The sequence below is a fragment of the Paenibacillus sp. FSL H8-0537 genome (assembly GCF_038051995.1).
GTDB lineage: Bacteria > Bacillota > Bacilli > Paenibacillales > Paenibacillaceae > Pristimantibacillus.
Genome location: NZ_CP150290.1, coordinates 2,262,216 through 2,280,373 on the forward strand (window position 1 = coordinate 2,262,216; position 18,158 = coordinate 2,280,373).

An 18,158-nucleotide genomic window follows, 5' to 3' on the forward strand; every position below is an offset into this window, starting at 1 on the left:
TTATGAGATCTAAAACTAGTAACTCTCGTTTGGATTAGCTTTTGTATGAGCAGCGATTACTTGAGCTTTCAGCTCTGCAAGCAGTACGTTTAGGCTGCTGTCACAAAGCGGCAGTATAATGGCTTAAACAGCGTCAGCGAGAAGATGGGTGTTCTCATTAATTATTTTTTACAGGAGGACTTTGAACATTATCGTTAGGTTGCGAATGCAGATCCGCAGGTTCGTTCCAAGATTGGTAAATGCGCCGCACCTCGCGGAAGGCTTGTTTGGGCTTGCGATATTCGTTCAGCAAGCCTTTATTGTTAAAGCTGCGCGCCCGATCTCGAAAATGCTTGCCGTCGCTCTTCGGATCGCCCCGGATACATTCCTCAGAGCCAGCATTCAGACCGCCAGATATGTGGTCGAAAGCGGGATGATCGGAACGATAACATCCGCTCACTGCGCCTTAAGCAGGGATGTTTCCCTCTTCGCGGAGCATGTGGAAATCTGATGGCTGGCACGCTGCAATTTGAGAGCGGGGCGGTCGGCAGCCTGCTGTTTGACTCCAATTCGATACTGATTGTCCCAGAGAAGCCCACGCTTGTGCTGTACGGCACGGATGGCATTATGTATATGTCAGATCCTAACCTTTTTGGAGGGGAAGTTAAGGTTATATTAAAGGGGAACACGGAGCTGATGGTGATGCGGCAATCCCATAGCTTCACGGGGGAGAGCAGAGGACTTGGCGTCGCGGAGATGGCATGGTCCATGCGCAAGGGCAGAGCAAACCGTGCAAGCAAGGAGCTGGGCTATCATGCACTGGAGATTTTACACGGCATCGTAAAAAGCGGCGAGACGAAGCAGCACATCGCTCTGCAATCGACCTTTACGAATATACCTGCTTTGCCGAGAGGTTATGTGACTAATTCTCATTTTAAATTTCAGGAAGAGTCGGGACTTGCTTATTAAAGCAGCCGGGCAGCAGGTAATTGCATAAAATTGTAATGGAAAGGGGCGCTCTTTGTTGAGTGCCCCTGTTGACTCAACTATCGTCCTTCTTTAGCCCAATTAGTCGTTTCGAGTAGCAATGTCTATTCTTGCCTCCGTACATTGGTCGCGTAAACTGAAGAGTAAAACCCGCAGCTTCTAGATTTTTAATACTTGTATGGTTCTGAGGATGAACAGTTGAATATAGGTACAGACATTCTTTTTCCTTAGCACGCTTTTCTCTCAGCTCATGAAAGAATCTTTGCAGACCAAGCCCGCGAACGGATTCATGGACTACAGTTGAATCCAATACTGCAACAAAGGGCAATTCTTTTTCCGGCACTCCAAACTCAGTTCCTAGGTTAATCTCACTTACACCGGGAAATGCCAAAACGGAATAAGCAACTAATTTCCCGTTATTAAAAGCACCGTATATCTCACCCATTCCATCAATAAGCTCGAGGAAGTAATCTTCATCATTCATTGCAAAAAGATCCTGAAACGGCAGCCGCGAAATTACCTCAAGCATAAGCGCTCGTATTTCCTGTAGTTCCAGATGATATAAACGTCGTATCTCTAATGGGTAACCCTCTTTTGTACGCATTGTTAGAGTCCCCCTGACGGATTTTTGTTTTACTCGGTAGAAATTTCAATTTCTTAGTCTATCCGGTTTAATCGCTCAAAAAGGATTGCACCCTGTTAATTAATACGTTACAATTATAGGATAATTATTACAAATAAGTATGCAAGAAGGTGTTCTGCTGCAATTTTATCATCTCATGCGTCAGTTTCATCTAGAGTTTCTCAGGAAATAATTGTGACAGGCACTCAATTATAATGAGAAAGGAAGGATCGTTTGACAAAAAAGATGCTGCCTGTAACGATACCAATAGTTGTGGGGTACAAAAGATATTCTCATTTCTTGGCTGTGATGAGTAATGATGAGAAGTCTCTTGACTGGATATTGAACCATTTTATACAGCTGTATACGGATAAACCCTTTGATAAGGACATTCATTGGCTGAGCTTTTATTTAGGAGAGCCCCTCATGTGGAGGCACAACAATAACCCATGGGTCTATACCCAAGAAATAGAATTGAGTCTAATTAATCAATGGATGGAATTAGATAAGTTTATTATAAGCTGCATCGACAAAAATCAATATGTTTATATAAATTGTGATTACTTTTATGTGCCTTATTCGAATTTTTATGGGAAGGTTAATAGAAGAAGCCAATTGCTCATTACGGGCTATGATTTGGAGAAAAATGAATTTACGTTGATGGATTTTTTCAATGCGCAGTACAGGGCTGTCACAATCTCTATTCCGGCGCTTGTTCATGCTGCGAAGCAAGCGATTTGTGGACAGGCGCTGAATCGCTCCAAAATCGTTCTCATTGAATTAAATCAAGTCGAGCATTATGAATTTAATGTATCGCTAGCGAGCAAGCTGCTGAAGGACTATTTGTACGCTGGAAATTCATATGAGCGAATGCCGTTATTTACGAAGCCCAGGGAGCAGGCTGCATTCGGCATGGCTATTTATGCGGATTTGCAGCAGTTTCTTGATCGAATCCAGCAACAGAGCACCGTACACTCGAGCCTGCCTTTTCATATTTTGTATGAGCATAAGAAATGTATACGCTTACTTTATGACTGTTTGATTAAGACGGGAAGCATAGAGCCTTCGGCTGCTTTAGCGGATGAATTTTCACTATTAATCGAGAAGACGCTTGTATTGCGCAATCTATATTTCAAATTAGAAATTAGCGAGGATCTGCTCCTCATTGGCAAAATGAAGCAAAGTGTGGAAACGATTAAAGCTTTGGAAATTTCAGCGCTTGAGAAGCTGATTGGGCTTATTGATGGAAAGGCCAGCAATGATTTGCAGCAGGAGGCGCTGGATGAAGCACCCTCGGTGCATAGCTAAGGATCTAAATCAGCCCAATAATTTCGGTATAAACCTGCATTTTGTTGGTGTGAGTAACGATAGGCTGACGATGGACATCATGCCATCGTCAGTCTTTTGCTTTCTATAAGAATAGAGGGGCTGTCCTGCTGCCGCAGAATGCCCGCTTATTGCGCCTTATTTTCAACCTTGCTCATAAATAAGGGTCCGCCCATCCTCGGAAATGCGCACCTCCGCCCTTTCGGCTGACTGCTTGCCCGGTGCTGCTTCTGGGACTGCTTCAACCTGCTTTTTCACTTTATGAATGACTTCTATCGCTGTATGATCGCCAGCCGCGGCTTTCAATGAAGCAATAGGCAGTCCATCACGGTCATAAAAATAAATTTGTTCAGGAGCCAGTTTTAAGTACATCCTGCTATTAAGAGGCCGAATAAAATACAGCCTTGAACGGTTATATGTTTTGCTTTCATGTTGGCACTCCTCTTGGTGAAATGAACGATTAATTATTTTCCTGCATTTTCATTTCAGACGAATATACGCAGAAATTGTTGCATGCTGGGTCACGTTTAGTACACCATAGCCTCCTTCAAAAAAAGATTGCGATCAGGCCCTTCAAATTATATGATGAGGGAAGGTTAATTCATATGCTCTTTAATTAATAATTTTATTAATTCATTCGTGGATACGATTAAATTAGTGCAGAGGGGCGTTTATTGTGAGCAAAAAACAGCTGGGAGATATTCATTTTCGCGATCCGTATATACTAGTGGACCAAGGCCGCAAAAAATATTATTTGTACGGCTCCATCGGGCAAAATGTATGGAGCGGCAAAGCGATTGGCTTTGACGTTTATGAGAGCGAGGATCTCGCTGAGTGGAACGGCCCTATTGCCTGCTTCCGTCCTGAGCCCGATTTCTGGTCGGATCATCATTACTGGGCACCGGAGGTGTACGAGTGGGAAGGCCGCTTCTATATGTTCGCCAGCTTCAAAGCGGACGGCATTCCGAGGGTGACGGGCGTTCTGGCGGCAGACCAGCCGCAAGGGCCGTTCGAGCTGTGGAGCAGGTCGCTGACTCCGCAGGATTGGGAATGCCTGGATGGCACGCTGTTCGTCGACAACGATGGCGAGCCATGGATGGTGTTCTGCAAGGAGTGGGTGCAGGTGCAGGATGGCGAAATGTATGCGGTTCGGATTACACGTGATTTTAAGGAAGCGGTCGGGGAGCCGACTTTATTGTTCAAAGCCTCGGATGCTGTATGGTCGGTTGGCGGCGGCGATAATCAGCAAAATTATGTCACAGACGGCCCTTTCCTGCATCGGATGGAAAATGGCGAGCTGGTCATGATGTGGTCGACGTCTGGTCAGGAAGGTTATACGATAGGCATTGCCCGCTCAGCTTCCGGGCAGATCGCGGGGCCTTGGATTCAGGATGCCGAGCCATTGTTCGCGAAGGACGGAGGACATGGCATGCTGTTCAGAACGTTTGAAGGCCAGCTATGCCTGACGATTCATGCGCCTAATAAGCACCCGCAGGAGCGGCCGGTTATTTTTCGCTTGGAAGAAGCGGATGGCCAATTTATTTTGCTTAATCAAATGGAATAAGCGGTATTACCACAGTCAAGACCTAAGCCGGGCAGGTAATCTTTTCTTTTACCCGCCAGCTTAGGTCTTTTTTCAATGGCTCATGGCCCGCAGGATAAGAGCAGGGCTGAAGGTTGTACAATCGTAGAAGAAATACTAGAATAAGAAGGGGTTTGAAGCTGGCTCTGATTAGGCCTAGCTTTAGGCTGCTATTTTACAGCTTGCGAATGCGTCATGAGATGGAAGGAGCTTTATAAAACAGTCATGCTGAACACAAAAAATATATCAAGCGGGCTCGCGACAGCGATTATGGCCTGTACAGGCGGCGCGGTGCTGATTATACAAGCAGCGGATGCGCTTGGGCTGAGCCGGGCGGAGGCCTTATCTTGGCTGTTCGCGGTTTATGTGATTGGCGGGGCGCTGAATTTGTGGCTCATTCTCCGCTACAAAATACCGTTTGCTGGCGCCCATTCGCTAACGGCTGTCGCTTTTCTCAGCGCATCGGCGCTGCATTATCCGATAAAGGAGCTGGCGGGCAGCTTTATTATGGCGGGTGCGCTTATTGCCGTGCTTGGCGCCACTGGCTTATTCGGCAAGCTTCTAGGACTTATACCAAAGCCGATGCTGGATGCGATGCTGGCGGGAATTGTGCTGCATTATGTTGTGGCGATTATTCCGGCTATTAAAGAGCTTCCAATTATCGGAATCCTATCTTTTCTGGGCTTCCTTATCGTTCCTAAGCTGAATAAAGCGATTCCGCCTTTGCTCGGCATGCTGGCATTTGGCGTCATCGGTTTGCTCATTTGGCATGACTTTCCTGCGGCTGAGGCAGCTGAATTTAGTATGCCGCACTGGATTAGTCCGTCCTTTACGACGGGCAGCTTCATTTCGATATCCATTCCGATTGCAATATTGATTTTGAGCAACGATATTGCAGTATCGCTGGCTGCCTTAAAGAAAAACGGCTATAATCCGCCTGTTAATAAGACGGTTATCTTCTCGGGTCTCGGTACGCTGCTCGTTGGCTTCTTTGGTGGACATGCCGTCAACGTCGGGGGGATGATGACTGCCTTATGCAGCAGCGACGAAGCTGGGGAAAGAAAAAGCCGTATTTGGGCGGGGATCGTATGCAGTGTGCTTGTCATTGTTTTCGGCCTGTTCGCCGGAGCGATGCTCGTGCTGATTAATAGGCTGCCATCAGCGTTTATTGTGCTGCTGTCAGGCTTTTCGCTGGCTGGGGTGCTGATTGGCAATCTGCAAGCTGTATTTTCCGAAACGATGTACCGGTTTTCGACCTTGTTTGCTTTCATTATTGCCATTGCCAATGTATCTTTTTTTGGCATTTCATCCCCAGTCTGGTCTTTGCTGATTGGCTGTCTTATCGCCAAAGTGCTCAAGGAAGGCAAGCCGAAACCAGTGGAAGCGTCGAGCGTTTAGAAGGAATGACCGTGCCGAGCGTGGCTGCAACTGGATATTGCTGCAAACGGATGGGCAGAGAGAGCAGCAGATGCTCCCTGCCCATCCGTTTTTTTTCTGCCGCTGTGCTGCTCGTCATAGGTTTCCACCGCAACAAACGTTAACCGGCTCCAATCAAGATTAACAGGGGATGGATGCAGTCAAGGCGTCGAAGGACGCTAGACGGTCCATCTTTTTTTGTGAAAAGGGGCTGTTTATTCATTTTGAACAGCTAATGTTTAATCTATCTGCTTATGGAAAGGTTTCTCATCAAAGAGCAGAAATTTTCAATGAAGATGGATTTACATAATATGGGGTTTGTGCTATGTTTGCTATGAAAGCGCATCCAAGAGTTGATATATTAAACTTGTATTTACCATTCTTAACATGGGAGGAAAGACAAGGATGAAAAATTCACTCAAGAAGGCAAGCGCAATTATGCTGGCATTTGCTCTGCTGCTTGGATTAATGACAGCACCGCCCGTTCATGCAGACAACGCACTTTTCACAATTGAAAGCGAAAACGCTCAGCTCACCTCCGATCTTCAAGTGACGACCCAAATTTACGGACAACAGAAACCCGGATACTCCGGAAGTGGATTTGTCTGGATGCAGAATTCCGGCACCATTACCTTTACAGTGACTGTCCCTGAAACCGGAATGTATACGATCTCCACCCGCTATATGCAGGAGCTCAGTCCTGACGGCAGGCTGCAATCTTTAACCGTTAACGGTGTTACGAAGGGCTCGTATAGGCTGCCCTATACGACCAACTGGTCGGATTTCGATTTTGGCTATCACAAGCTGAATCAAGGAAGCAACACCATCCAGTTGAAGGCTGGTTGGGGCTTCGCTTATTTTGATACCTTCACTGTGGATTATGCCGCTCTTGATCCTTTGAATGTGGAGCCTGTCCTCGCCGACTCTGGGGCCACACCAGAAACTCAACTTCTGATGAATTATTTAACGGAGGTTTACGGCAATCATATGCTCTCCGGCCAGCAGGAGATATACGGAGGCGGAAATGATGGCAATTCCGAGCTGGAGTTTGATTGGATTCACAATTTAACCGGAAAGTATCCGGCCATTCGCGGGTTCGACTTTCTGAACTATAACCCGCTTTACGGCTGGGAGGATGGGACAACCGCCCGGATGATCGATTGGGTGAACAACCGGGGCGGGATCGCAACAAGCAGTTGGCATATCACGGTCCCTCGAAATTTCACGGCCTATCAGCTCGGAGAGTTTGTGGATTGGAAAGAAGCCACCTACAAACCGACGGAAACCAATTTCAATACAGCGAGTGCCGTCATTCCCGGCACGAAAGAATATCAATACGTGATGATGGCCATTGAGGATTTGGCAGAGCAACTGGAGATTCTGCAAAATAACGATGTGCCGGTGATCTTCAGACCTTTCCATGAGGCGGAGGGCAACGGCGGATTGAATGGGGAAGGTGCATGGTTCTGGTGGGCTTCTGCAGGCGCAGAGGTGTATAAGCAGCTATGGGATCTGATCTATACCGAGCTTACAGAGACATACGACCTGCACAACTTGATCTGGACCTATAACAGTTATGTGTATAGCACTTCTCCCGCATGGTATCCCGGCGGCGATCAGGTGGATATTATCGGATACGATAAATACAATACCATTTACAACCGCTATGACGGCTTGTCCGGTGTCCCAAATGAAGATGCGATTACCTCTATTTTTTATCAGCTTGTTGATTTGACGGGCGGTACGAAAATGGTGGCCATGACGGAGAACGACACCGTCCCAAGCGTAATGAATCTGACAGAGGAGAAAGCGGGATGGCTCTACTTCTGCCCTTGGTATGGTGAACATCTCATGAGTTCTGCCTTCAATTACCCAGCCACCTTAACAACACTGTACCAAAGCAACTATGTCATTACGCTCGATGAGCTGCCCAATTTAAAGGTTGAAAATCCCACTCCAAACGCGTCTATCACACCTGCAACCGTCGACTTTGACAAGTATGCACCCAATCAAACCGACCCAGCTATAACCGTGAATTCAAAGGGCAATACGTTAATCGCTCTCCGGGCAGGCGCCAATGTCTTGTCAGCGACTCAGGATTATACCTTGAGCGGAAATACGCTGCTGCTGAAAAAAGCATTCCTGGCGACACTGCCGATTGGCGAGCATTCGATTGTTTTTGATTTTAATCAAGGACAAGATCCCGTATTAAAAGTCAAAATTGTTGATACAACACCGAGCGCGTCCATTGCACCCGTGAGCGCGGCATTTGATAAAGCGGCAGCTCTAGCGAAGGATATTATCGTAGCCCTTACCTTAAACGGACACCAGCTTGTAAGTATCTCAAATGGAAATGCTACACTTCTATCGGGCCAGGATTATACGGCATCAAGCGCTGGTGTCGTTCTGAGCAAAGCTTATCTTTCCACGCTGCCGCTGGGCCAGAATGTCATAACCTTTCATTTCAGCGGAGGAAATAAAGCTGTATTAACGCTTAATGTTGTGGACAGCGATGTTCCCGCACCCACGGGAGACCTGACGGTCCAAGCCTTTAACGGCAATACGAGTGCCTCCACCAGCGGAATTTCACCCAAATTCAAAGTCATTAACACCGGTGATGCAGCCATTCAGCTCAGTGATGTGCTGCTCCGGTATTATTATACGATTGACGGGGAGAGTGATCAGAGTTTCTGGATCGACTGGGCCAGTATCGGAAATGCGAATGTAACCGGCAAATTCGTCAAACTGGCGACTTCGGTTGAGGGTGCCGATTATGCTTTGGAAATTGGCTTCACGACTTCGGCTGGAACGCTGAATCCCGGCCAGAGCGCAGAAATTCAAGCACGCTTCTCCAAAGCCGACTGGTCCAATTACAACCAAGTGGGCGATTACTCATTCAAGGCATCCAGCAGTCAGTTCGTAAACAATGAACAGGTTACCAGCTATATGAATGGTCAGCTTGTATGGGGGATTGAGCCGTAAGCAGGTAACAAAAGGGTTGGATCGGGGGTATCCCTGATCGAGCCCTTTTTGTTGTGTTAGGGAAGGTACTATGCGCTTCCACCAATCAATACCAATCAATTTCTACACACGAATCGGTCAGGGGTCATTTTTTTGGTTTTAGTCCACCGTTTCACCTTGTGAAAAATGGGCTTTCTTTATTTTGAACAGCTAATATTTAATTTATCTGCTTATGGAAAGAGCTTTCATCGGTTATGGTTACATTGTAAATCGAATCGTGCGAGGAGAGATGAAACGATGCCAGTAACAGGAGGAAAAAAAGCAGCTTTCCGTAAATGGACAGCCGTTGCTTTAACCGCTTCTATGCTCATCACCATGATGCCGCTTGCTGCATATGCCGGCGACACATGGCCATTCAAGGGGGAAAGCGCACACGGCAGCAATCAGCCAAGCGTCCACGGCTACACGAGTGGCCAAATTGCGAATTGGAGCCCGGCAACAGACCCGGATGCGGAGAAGCTGCGGTCGAAGGTGCCGCTGCAAAACCGGATTTTGCCGTTTGCCAGCACACAGGCAAAGCCCACGCTGAATGCCAATGTAAAGATGATGAACGTCGCAGGCGATTATGGCAATGCTTTTATCGAAAATGCGCCCTATACCAACAAGTTTGCCCAGTATCATTTCAACTTCTGGCAATACATCGATTATTATTCTTATTGGCACGGAACTGCAAGCGCTTACACGCCGCCCGAATATTATGATGATTTGGCCCAATCCAACTGGCAGCAAAAATGGTTTGAATTCGGCATGCTGAACATTCCTAATCCAACGTATACCGATGCCGCGCACAAAAACGGCGTCCTCTCCCTCGCTGGCGTTTTTTTCTCCAACAATGACCGCGGCCAGCAAACCTACAAGCAAATGCTTGTCAAAGACAGCAGCGGAAATTTTCCAGTCGCCCAAAAAATGATTGAAATGGCCGATTATTTTGGCTACGACGGCTATTTTATGAACCAGGAGGAATTGTCGCCCAACGTTGCGACAGCGGACATTCCAGCGTATATCGCCTTTCTGAAGGTGCTGCAAAGCGGCGGCCTTTATGTGCAATGGTATGACTCGCTTAATACCGCGACAGGGGCAAATACGTTTGCCCGAACGTTCAATAATAACAATATTTCGATGCTGCATGACAAAGTGAATCACCAAACGGTCACAAATTCCTTTTTCTTTGACTACGGGGTTGGCAATACGCAAATTAACAGCGCGAACTCTTATTTGACCAGCTACAATGCCGCAAATGGTACAGCCTATACGATTTTTGATATCGGCTTTGCCGGTTTGGAGGCAGGAAGAGACCGTTTTGCGTCTGTACAAGGGACGGCTCTTTCGAGCAAGCTGAGCAGCGGTCTGCCTCGTCTAAGTCTAGCTACGCTTGGTGCGGATTTTGTCCATGCGGGTTTGGATGAAGATATGGGGCAAAGCTGGCCGGTAAGCCGCAGGTCGGAAAACAACTACCAATGGATGACGAATGTGCGTGATCAGCTCTGGTGGTCAGGCCCCAATCTGAATCCGAAAAATACGACGGTGTCCGCTGCGAACACGGCAGCCGACGTCTATGCCGACAACCGCTATTGGCCGGGAATCGCCTCGGTCATTGCGGAGCGCTCCGTTATCGGCAGCACGAACTTTTACACGAATTTCAATACGGGCCATGGCCTTTCCTATTACAAGGACGGTGCTGTCTCGAATAACAGCGAGTGGTCCAATATGAGCCTGCAGGATGTGCCAGTTACCTGGCAGTGGTGGCAGGATACGTCGGGCAATCGTCTGACGGTGGACTATGACTACGGCTCAAAATATGATATTACGGCTACGCAGCGTTATCAATATGCCCAGCTTGGCGGCTATAATGGCGGCAGCTCGCTTGTGCTGAACGGCAATCTAAACGCCGAAAATTTCCTGCGCCTGTTCAAAACCGATTTGAGCGTAAACGCAAGCTCCAAGCTGTCGATCACGTATAATAAGCCATCGGCTAATGATGCATCGGCTGCTTATATCGGCCTTATTTTTAAAGATAATCCGAGTCAGGTCGTCAAGGTCGCCATTCCAAATGCCGGCAATAAGACGAATGGCTGGGTTACGCAGCAGCTTGAGATGGGCGCCTATGCGGGCAAATCGCTTGCCGCTTTCGGACTTGTCGTTGCTCCAGGGTCAAGCGCGATTGCGGGTTACCAGCTCAATGTGGGGCAAATTCGCATTTTCGACGGCTCGGCGATTAAGCCCGCAGCGCCTACTGGCCTTGCCATTTCGGAAGCCTTTGTGGATACGGGCGAAATGAATATCAAGTGGAATATGGATACCGACTATTCGAAGGTTAAGCAATACGATATTTATATCAATGATGTCTATGTAGGCGGCAAATATGATGATGTGTTTTATATCAAGGCTCTTCCGTCTACAGCAGGCACGCTGAAGGTCGTTCCAATTGGTGCGGACGGATTGGAGGGCTTTGCAGCTACGCTGCCTTTTAATCTGAGTGAGTCGGTATCTAGCATTAACGTAGACTCTCAGCAGAACGGGCAGCTGTCAGTAAGCTGGGTGAATCCGCCGAGTGCAGCGGGGAATACGACGGTAAGCGTGCGTTCGCTGAACTGGATTACGACGGCGCAGCCTATCCTCGAACAGCAGACGGCGGTGGCAGGCGCAACTAGCGTGACCTTCAGCAATATGCCGATTAACGGCGATGATTTTCTCGTAACGGTTACGACGGCGGGAGGAAGCTCCGTGAGCAAAAGCGGCCATTTTATTGACAAAATAGCGGAGCCTTATGGCGAGCAATGGTCATGGAGCGGCAATACGCTGAATCTGCCGATGCCAAATACGCGGGACTGGCGCTATATGTACGTCTATGAAAATGGTGTAGCCAAATCGTTCCCGGTCACGTATATTTCCGGCAGCGCGGGCAGCTTTGCGAAAATCATTCGCGGCAGAACGACGAAGGCGAGCCTGAGCTTCACATCGACCGCTGCCACCGTTTATATTGTAATGGAGGATTACGCCGGCAATCAATCGCAGCCACTTTATGTTCGCAGCTAAAAATAGATTCATTTGTCAATCTTTTCATCTTATACTAGTGAAAGCGGGAGGACAGGGCGACACCCTGTCTTCCTTTTCCTGTTAATGTCGATGAAGAAGTAAGCGACAAGGGGGAAGGGATGAAGAAGCTGTATATAGATGCGATTAAAAATAATTTATTTGTCAAAATTATGCTTGTTTTTGCTGTCATTATTGTGTGCGCTACGGCGATTCTCGCTTATTTTACAGTCGATTATATGTCCCAGTCGGTGGCTGACAATGAGCTGGAGAAGCAGAAAATGTCCATGGAGCGCGTCCATCAGCAGCTTGCTGGCAAGGCTCACGTCGTCCAGCAGCAGGTGCAGGACATTTACCGTGACCCGTCCTTTTCCTATTCCTTATCCTATTTGCTGAAGCATTCTTTTTCCGAATATATGAATTTCAAAATGGACAGCTATTACAATAACTTAGGCAGCGGTGTCGATGATTTGGATTTTTTCAAAAAAATGCTTGAAAATGATGCAGATATTGCGAATATGCTGCTGTTCAGCTCCGAGAAGCAGTTTCTTTATATGTTCGGGCAAAGCAATTTGACGAAGCTGTATCAGACTCAGGCGTCAAAATCCTATGTTCCGGATGCGATGGCGCTGGAAAGCAGCATCGTAGCTACGCCAAATCCATGGGTTCGCAGGACGATTGGCCAATGGGAAAACAAGCTTTTTTCCGTCAGAGTACATATCAATGAGGTAGGCACGCTGAGCAATGTCGGACAGCTGCTCGTCTTTTTTCAATCGGATGCACTGAAAACGGCGCTGGCGAGTGAGGGTCATGACAGGCAGGGCTATATTTTGATTTTGTCAGGAGATGGACAGGTCATTTTTGACTCCTCGGACCGTTATTACGGCAAGCTCTATCCCTATGTGGACAAAATAAAATCGGTGGACAGCCTTGCCTTTTTGGAGGAGGAATCCTATATTTCGATGCTCCCGTCCAGCAGCCTCGGCTACACTGTATTTGGCATTATGCCGAAGCGGGAAGTGGAAGCGATCTACGAGCCCATGAAAAATGCGGTCATTGCAGCGAGCCTTGCTTTTATTTTGATTACGATTTCCATTCCGTCCTTTGTCGTCTTTAATTTTTCACGCCGGACGAACCGGATTATCCGCTCGATGCGGCGGGTAGAGACTGGCGATTTGACCATTCGAATTGTCGACGAGAAGGAGGATGAGATCGGGCAGCTCTCGCAAGGCTTCAACAAAATGCTCGATGAGCTTTCGCGCCATATCGACCGGGTGTATGTGGCTGAGCTGAAGCAAAAGCATACGGAGTTTGCAGCGCTGCAGGCGAGGATTAATCCTCATTTTCTCTACAATACGCTTGAGGTCATTCGGATGAGGGCCCTTTCCCATGGCGCCGCCGATGTCAGCGAGATGATCTATAGCTTGGCGGTGCTGTTCAAGAGCTTTGTCCAGCAGCAGACCGTCGTGACGATGGAGGAGGAGCTGGAAAATTGCCGTCTTTATTTGGAGCTGTTTCGCATTCGCTACAAGGATCGTTTTGCCTACGTCATTGGTTGTGATCCTGAGCTGAAGGAGCGCATGATGATCAAAATGTCGCTGCAGCCGATTGTGGAAAATTATATTGTCCATGGCCTGCGCTCGGAGGAGGAGGACAACCTCATTAAAGTGAGCGCCACGTTGGAAAACGAAAGGGTGACGATCGTAGCGGAGGATAACGGAGCAGGCATTAGCAAGGAACGGCTGGAGCAGATTAAACGCTCTCTTGGCAGGTATGCGGTTCAGGAGCCGGATGATTCGCTTGGACTGCGGAGTGTGAAAGAAAGGCTTGAATTGATTTATGGCAAAGACGGAAGGTTCGACATCGAGAGCATCCAAGGAAAAGGGACGAGGGTTACCTTCAGCTTCCCGGCTTTAAGGAAAGGAGAGATGGAAAATGTACCGCGTATTTCTGGTAGATGATGAGCCGTTTATATTAGAGGGCCTATATGATGCAGTAGACTGGGCAGCCCACGGTCTGGAGCTGACGGGAAAAGCGGAAAATGGCCGCAAGGCACTCGAATTGCTGCAGCAGGTTCCTGCTGATTTGCTCATTACCGATATTTCCATGCCTATTATGAATGGGCTGGAGCTGATTCGGGCTGCGCGAGCAATCAGGCCGGAGCTGAAGGTCATTATTTTGAGCGGGTTCAATGATTTTGAATATTTAAAAGAAGGCATGCAGCTCGGCATTGAAAACTATTTGCTGAAGCCGCTTAATTTCGCTGAGCTGACCTCGACGCTTGCCCATACGGTCAAGAAGCTGGATGAAACGAGAAGAAGCAGCGTGCTCGAAGCTGAGAAAGTAGATATTTTGAAAGACACGATTCTTTATCGCTGGCTGACCGCTGCGATCGATGCCGTTCAATTGCAGGAGCGGGCAGCGATGCTGGACATTTCTTTCAGCGGCCGTTATATTTCCACGATGCTGCTTAGAGGAGGCAGCGAGCGGGAGGATGGACTCCTGCAAGAGCTGCGGCAAACGGCAAATGCCAGCGGAGACAGGCTGTTTCTGCAAAATGTGGAGGGCGATGCCGTGCTTGTGTTTATGGCGGAGGAGGAAGCGGATTGCGCGGCCAAAGCTATGCAATTTGCCGTGCAGCTAAGGCAGAGGGAGGAGGCGCGTCCTTATCGGATTTCGATCGGCTCCCCGCAGGCTAGAGGAGCGCAGGAGGCGCTCAGCTATGAGCATGCGCTGCGGGCTCAGGAGTATTTTTTGCTGCTGCATAAGGAAGAAATTGCTTTGTATGAGGATTATGCGGCAAGAAGGGATGAGCAGCTCCCTGATGCAGCATTAAACTGGGCCAGCTACAGGAAGAAGGTTTCCGCTGCGGATACGGAGGCGCTTGTCGCTGAGCTGACAGACGACTTCCAGGCGATTCAAGCGTCTAGCGCAGCGACGCCTAGCAGGCTTCGCATGTTGGTGATGCAAACGCTGCTCTGGCTGCATCAGGAGATGGGAGGAGCCAATACGGTTAATGCCATTATTGCGGAGCATATGAATGCTTCCTTTAACAAGGCGGCGAAAGCGTCCGAATGGGAGGAGCTGCTTGCCATTATGACCGGTACGATCCGTGGCATGTCCACGATGCTTATTAAAGAGAAGACCAATCCCACGGTTAAGCTGGTGCTGAATGACGTGGAGAAATTTTTTGCCACCGATCTGTCCCTTAAGCAGCTGGCGCACAAATACCATATTCATCCGGTTTATTTAGGCAAGCTGTTCCAGCAGGAAACGGGGGAAAGCTTTACGGAATACGTCAACAAACACCGAATCGAGCAGTCCAAGCTGCTGCTCCGAACAACCGCGCTGAAGGTCCATGAAATTTCCCGAAACGTCGGCTATTGGGACAGCGGCTATTTTCATAAACAGTTTAAAAAATATGTTGGCGTAACGCCAGCCGATTATAAAAGCATGATATTTGCAGCAAGCGGCGAACCCGATGACTTAAATACATAAAGAGAGGCCTTGTATATGTTTATTTTGAACAGCGATTGTTTAGTTTCTTCTCTATTTGAAAGTGCTTACATCCGGTAATCTACAAGTAAGCGTTAAGCGATAGTCAAGGGGATGCAAACAAAGGGAGGTAACGATTGATGAGACAAAACAAAAGCTGGATGATGCTGCTCGCGGTGCTGCTTTCATTCTCGATGCTGCTAGGGGCATGCAGCTCAAACGGCGGGGCAAAAGAAACGAGTGCAACGGCGGAGAGCGGCAGCAGCGGTGGCAATACAGTTAAAGATGAAACGGTGGAGCTGAGCTGGTACACAATCGGAACCCCGCAAAAGGATGTAAACCGCGTTATGGAGGAAGTCAGCAAATATACAGCCGAGAAAATTGGCGTAACGATCAAAATGACCCAAATTGATTGGGGCGATTATACGCAAAAAATGCAAATCGCTACCTCATCAGGAACGCCTATGGACATCATGTTTACTTCTTCATGGGCATTCGATTACGTGCAAAATGCCCGTAAAGGAGCCTTTTATGAAATCGATGATTTATTGAAGGAGCAGGGCAAAGGAATTGTGGAGACGCTTGATCCGGCCTTTCTTGAAGGCTCCAAGGTAGATGGTCACAACTACGGCATTCCGGCGAAAAAAGAGCTTCCGGCGCTTGAAGTATGGCGCTTTAACAAAACCCTGCTGGATAAATACAATTTGAGCATGGATGGCATCTATACGCTGGAAAGCATAGAGCCGCTGCTGAAAACGATTAAAGACAGCGAGCCGGATATTACGCCATTCGCTATAACGAAGGATTATATGCCCGTGCTGCCGTACGATTATTTGATCTCCAACCTGCCAATGGTCGTAAGCTTGGATAAAGGCGACTACAAAGTCGTAAACGTGCTGGAGACGCCGGAGCTTAAGGCAGCGCTTGATACGATGCACAGCTACTACAAGAAGGGCTACGTTTCGCCAGAGGCGGCAACGACCAATGGGCTGGACGATACGCAAAAATCCGGCAAATGGTTCCTTGACCGCGCAGCGACGACGCCTTTCGCCGATAATCTGTGGAGTGCAAGCTATGGTTATCCGGTCGTATCAACGCCTGCGAGCGAATCAATGATTTTCAACTGGTCCGTCATGGGCTCGATGCAGGCGATTTCGGCTAATTCGGAGCATCCAGAAAAAGCGATGGAATTTCTGAACCTGCTGAACACCGATCCGGTATTGCGCAATATGATCGATTCCGGCATCGAAAACGTCCATTACAAGAAAACGGCTGACAATGCGATGGAGAACTTGGATGAGTCTAAAAATTATGATATGCCGACCTTCTCGCTTGGCAATGTGACGTTGACGTATCTCAATACGGGTGATCCTGAGAACAAATGGGATGAATACAAAGTGTTCAATGAAGCGGGCAAAGTAGCTCCAACGCTGGGCTTCAACTTTGACTCAACGAGCGTCACGACCGAGCTGGCATCGATTCAGAACGTCAAAGGCGAGTTCTGGTCGGCGCTAATGACGGGTACGGTTGATCCAAATGAATATTTGCCAAAGGCGATTGAGAAGTTTAAAGCAGCAGGGCTGGATAAAGTTATTGCGGAAGCACAGACCCAGCTTGATGCGTGGAAAGCGGCGAATCCTAAATAATCCGTGAATAGGGAGAGGCGAATTTTCGGATTTGCCTCTCTTTTTTTATAACGATAACGAGCATTGATAAGTTGGCGGTGTAAGGAGATGAACGACATGTTCGACAAGCTGAAAATATTTTCACGGGACATCCTGCGCAATCGAGCGATGCTCTTGATGGTGCTGCCAGGCGCCCTCTGGTTTTTGCTTTTTTCCTACCTGCCAATGGCGGGAACGATTATTTCCTTTAAACAGTACAGATACAGCAAGGATGGCTTTTTTGCCAGCATCATGAATAGCAAGTGGGTGGGTCTAGACAACTTTAAGTTTTTGTTCAGCACCTCGGATGCTTATATCATTACGCGCAATACGGTGCTTTATAATGCAGCCTTTATTATTTTAGGGCTTATCTTGGCCGTTGCGATGGCGATTATTTTAGTCGAACTTACGAATAGGCGGCTGAGCAAGCTTTTTCAAACCGCAATGTTTATGCCTTATTTTCTATCGTGGGTCATTGTCGGCTATTTTGTATTCAGCTTCCTCAGCTTTGATAAAGGGCTGATGAATAAAACGCTCGAATGGATGGGCATGGAGCGAATTAATTGGTATTCGGAGCCCTCCAAATGGCCGTTTATTCTCGTATTGGTCAACCTGTGGAAAGGCGTTGGCTACAGCAGCGTCGTGTATTTGGCGGCTATTATGGGAATTGACCGCTCGCTTTATGAGGCTGCGATGATTGACGGTGCAGGCAAATGGAAGCAAATTACGAATATTACGATTCCGCTGCTCGCTCCGGTCATATCGATTATGACGCTGCTCGCTGTCGGAAAAATCTTTTACGCGGATTTTGGACTCTTTTATCAGGTGCCAAGGGATTCAGGGCTGCTGTATTCGATGACCAACGTCATTGATACGTATGTGTTCCGAGGCTTGAAAGTAAACGGCGAAATCGGCATGAGTACGGCTGCCGGGCTTTATCAGTCCTTCATCGGATTTCTGCTTGTTATGCTGTCCAACTACATCGTCAGAAGAAAAAATAAGGATAATGCCTTGTTTTAAACGAAGGAGGAGC

Annotated in this window: 14 protein-coding genes; 11 read left to right on the plus strand and 3 right to left on the minus strand. The window is 47.9% G+C overall.

From position 1 onward, the window contains the following. Positions 1-181 precede the first annotated feature (181 nt). A complete protein-coding gene (locus MHB80_RS09560; RefSeq protein ID WP_341281916.1) occupies positions 182-490 on the plus strand; it encodes a hypothetical protein in 309 nt (102 codons plus the stop codon). Then, entirely contained in the window at positions 490-948 is a 459-nt protein-coding gene (locus tag MHB80_RS09565; RefSeq protein WP_341281917.1) for a hypothetical protein, read from the plus strand. The genes MHB80_RS09560 and MHB80_RS09565 overlap by 1 nt, the downstream gene beginning before the upstream one ends. 73 nt (positions 949-1,021) lie before the next feature. On the opposite strand, the gene MHB80_RS09570 is transcribed toward MHB80_RS09565, so the two are convergent. Beyond that, on the minus strand, positions 1,022-1,570 hold the full coding sequence (locus MHB80_RS09570; RefSeq protein ID WP_341281918.1) for a GNAT family N-acetyltransferase: 549 nt from the start codon (positions 1,568-1,570) through the stop codon (positions 1,022-1,024). 444 nt (positions 1,571-2,014) lie between these two features. On the opposite strand from MHB80_RS09570, the gene MHB80_RS09575 reads away from it, so the two are divergent. Continuing rightward, complete coding sequence (locus MHB80_RS09575) at positions 2,015-2,896, plus strand: hypothetical protein (RefSeq protein ID WP_341281919.1); 882 nt, start codon at positions 2,015-2,017, stop codon at positions 2,894-2,896. A 162-nt stretch (positions 2,897-3,058) separates the two neighbouring features. Here MHB80_RS09575 and MHB80_RS09580 read toward each other — a convergent pair whose 3' ends face one another. Beyond that, positions 3,059-3,286, minus strand: coding sequence for a hypothetical protein (locus MHB80_RS09580; RefSeq protein ID WP_341281920.1), 228 nt, complete (start codon positions 3,284-3,286; stop codon positions 3,059-3,061). Positions 3,287-3,590: 304 nt separating this feature from the next. Here MHB80_RS09580 and MHB80_RS09585 point away from each other — a divergent pair, with 304 nt between their 5' ends. Next, entirely contained in the window at positions 3,591-4,478 is an 888-nt protein-coding gene (locus MHB80_RS09585; protein WP_341281921.1) for a glycoside hydrolase family 43 protein, read from the plus strand. Between the two features lie 243 nt (positions 4,479-4,721). After that, complete coding sequence (locus MHB80_RS09590) at positions 4,722-5,894, plus strand: benzoate/H(+) symporter BenE family transporter (RefSeq protein ID WP_341281922.1); 1,173 nt, start codon at positions 4,722-4,724, stop codon at positions 5,892-5,894. On the opposite strand, the gene MHB80_RS09595 is transcribed toward MHB80_RS09590, so the two are convergent. After that, the gene (locus MHB80_RS09595; RefSeq protein ID WP_341281923.1) at positions 5,851-6,012 is read right to left on the minus strand and encodes a hypothetical protein; all 162 of its coding nucleotides are present in this window, start codon (positions 6,010-6,012) and stop codon (positions 5,851-5,853) included. The two genes, MHB80_RS09590 and MHB80_RS09595, sit on opposite strands and share 44 nt — an antisense overlap. Before the next feature lie 305 nt (positions 6,013-6,317). On the opposite strand from MHB80_RS09595, the gene MHB80_RS09600 reads away from it, so the two are divergent. From MHB80_RS09600 to MHB80_RS09625, 6 genes are all read left to right on the plus strand, one after another. Next, a complete protein-coding gene (locus tag MHB80_RS09600) occupies positions 6,318-8,894 on the plus strand; it encodes a glycosyl hydrolase (protein WP_341281924.1) in 2,577 nt (858 codons plus the stop codon). 276 nt (positions 8,895-9,170) lie between these two features. Then, positions 9,171-11,969, plus strand: coding sequence for a hypothetical protein (locus tag MHB80_RS09605; RefSeq protein WP_341281925.1), 2,799 nt, complete (start codon positions 9,171-9,173; stop codon positions 11,967-11,969). A gap of 119 nt (positions 11,970-12,088) precedes the next feature. Further along, the gene (locus MHB80_RS09610) at positions 12,089-13,927 is read left to right on the plus strand and encodes a sensor histidine kinase (protein ID WP_341281926.1); all 1,839 of its coding nucleotides are present in this window, start codon (positions 12,089-12,091) and stop codon (positions 13,925-13,927) included. Next, a complete protein-coding gene (locus MHB80_RS09615) occupies positions 13,902-15,464 on the plus strand; it encodes a response regulator transcription factor (protein ID WP_341281927.1) in 1,563 nt (520 codons plus the stop codon). Before MHB80_RS09610 ends, MHB80_RS09615 begins: the two co-directional genes overlap by 26 nt. A 134-nt stretch (positions 15,465-15,598) precedes the next feature. Then, positions 15,599-17,107: an ABC transporter substrate-binding protein gene (locus tag MHB80_RS09620; RefSeq protein ID WP_341281928.1), complete on the plus strand. Its 1,509-nt coding sequence runs from the start codon at positions 15,599-15,601 to the stop codon at positions 17,105-17,107. A gap of 108 nt (positions 17,108-17,215) precedes the next feature. Next, positions 17,216-18,145, plus strand: coding sequence for an ABC transporter permease subunit (locus MHB80_RS09625; protein WP_341282924.1), 930 nt, complete (start codon positions 17,216-17,218; stop codon positions 18,143-18,145). The last annotated feature ends 13 nt before the right edge of the window (positions 18,146-18,158 follow it).

Excerpts from the sequence above, each read along its gene's own strand:
- MHB80_RS09570 (WP_341281918.1), bottom strand. The coding sequence starts at position 1,570 with ATGCGTACAAAAGAGGGTTACCCATTAGAGATACGACGTTTATATCAT.
- MHB80_RS09610 (WP_341281926.1), top strand. The coding sequence starts at position 12,089 with ATGAAGAAGCTGTATATAGATGCGATTAAAAATAATTTATTTGTCAAA.
- MHB80_RS09600 (WP_341281924.1), top strand. The coding sequence starts at position 6,318 with ATGAAAAATTCACTCAAGAAGGCAAGCGCAATTATGCTGGCATTTGCT.
- MHB80_RS09615 (WP_341281927.1), top strand. The coding sequence starts at position 13,902 with ATGTACCGCGTATTTCTGGTAGATGATGAGCCGTTTATATTAGAGGGC.
- MHB80_RS09605 (WP_341281925.1), top strand. The coding sequence starts at position 9,171 with ATGCCAGTAACAGGAGGAAAAAAAGCAGCTTTCCGTAAATGGACAGCC.
- MHB80_RS09575 (WP_341281919.1), top strand. The coding sequence starts at position 2,015 with ATGTGGAGGCACAACAATAACCCATGGGTCTATACCCAAGAAATAGAA.
- MHB80_RS09565 (WP_341281917.1), top strand. The coding sequence starts at position 490 with ATGGCTGGCACGCTGCAATTTGAGAGCGGGGCGGTCGGCAGCCTGCTG.
- MHB80_RS09595 (WP_341281923.1), bottom strand. The coding sequence starts at position 6,012 with ATGACGAGCAGCACAGCGGCAGAAAAAAAACGGATGGGCAGGGAGCAT.
- MHB80_RS09580 (WP_341281920.1), bottom strand. The coding sequence starts at position 3,286 with ATGTACTTAAAACTGGCTCCTGAACAAATTTATTTTTATGACCGTGAT.
- MHB80_RS09590 (WP_341281922.1), top strand. The coding sequence starts at position 4,722 with ATGCTGAACACAAAAAATATATCAAGCGGGCTCGCGACAGCGATTATG.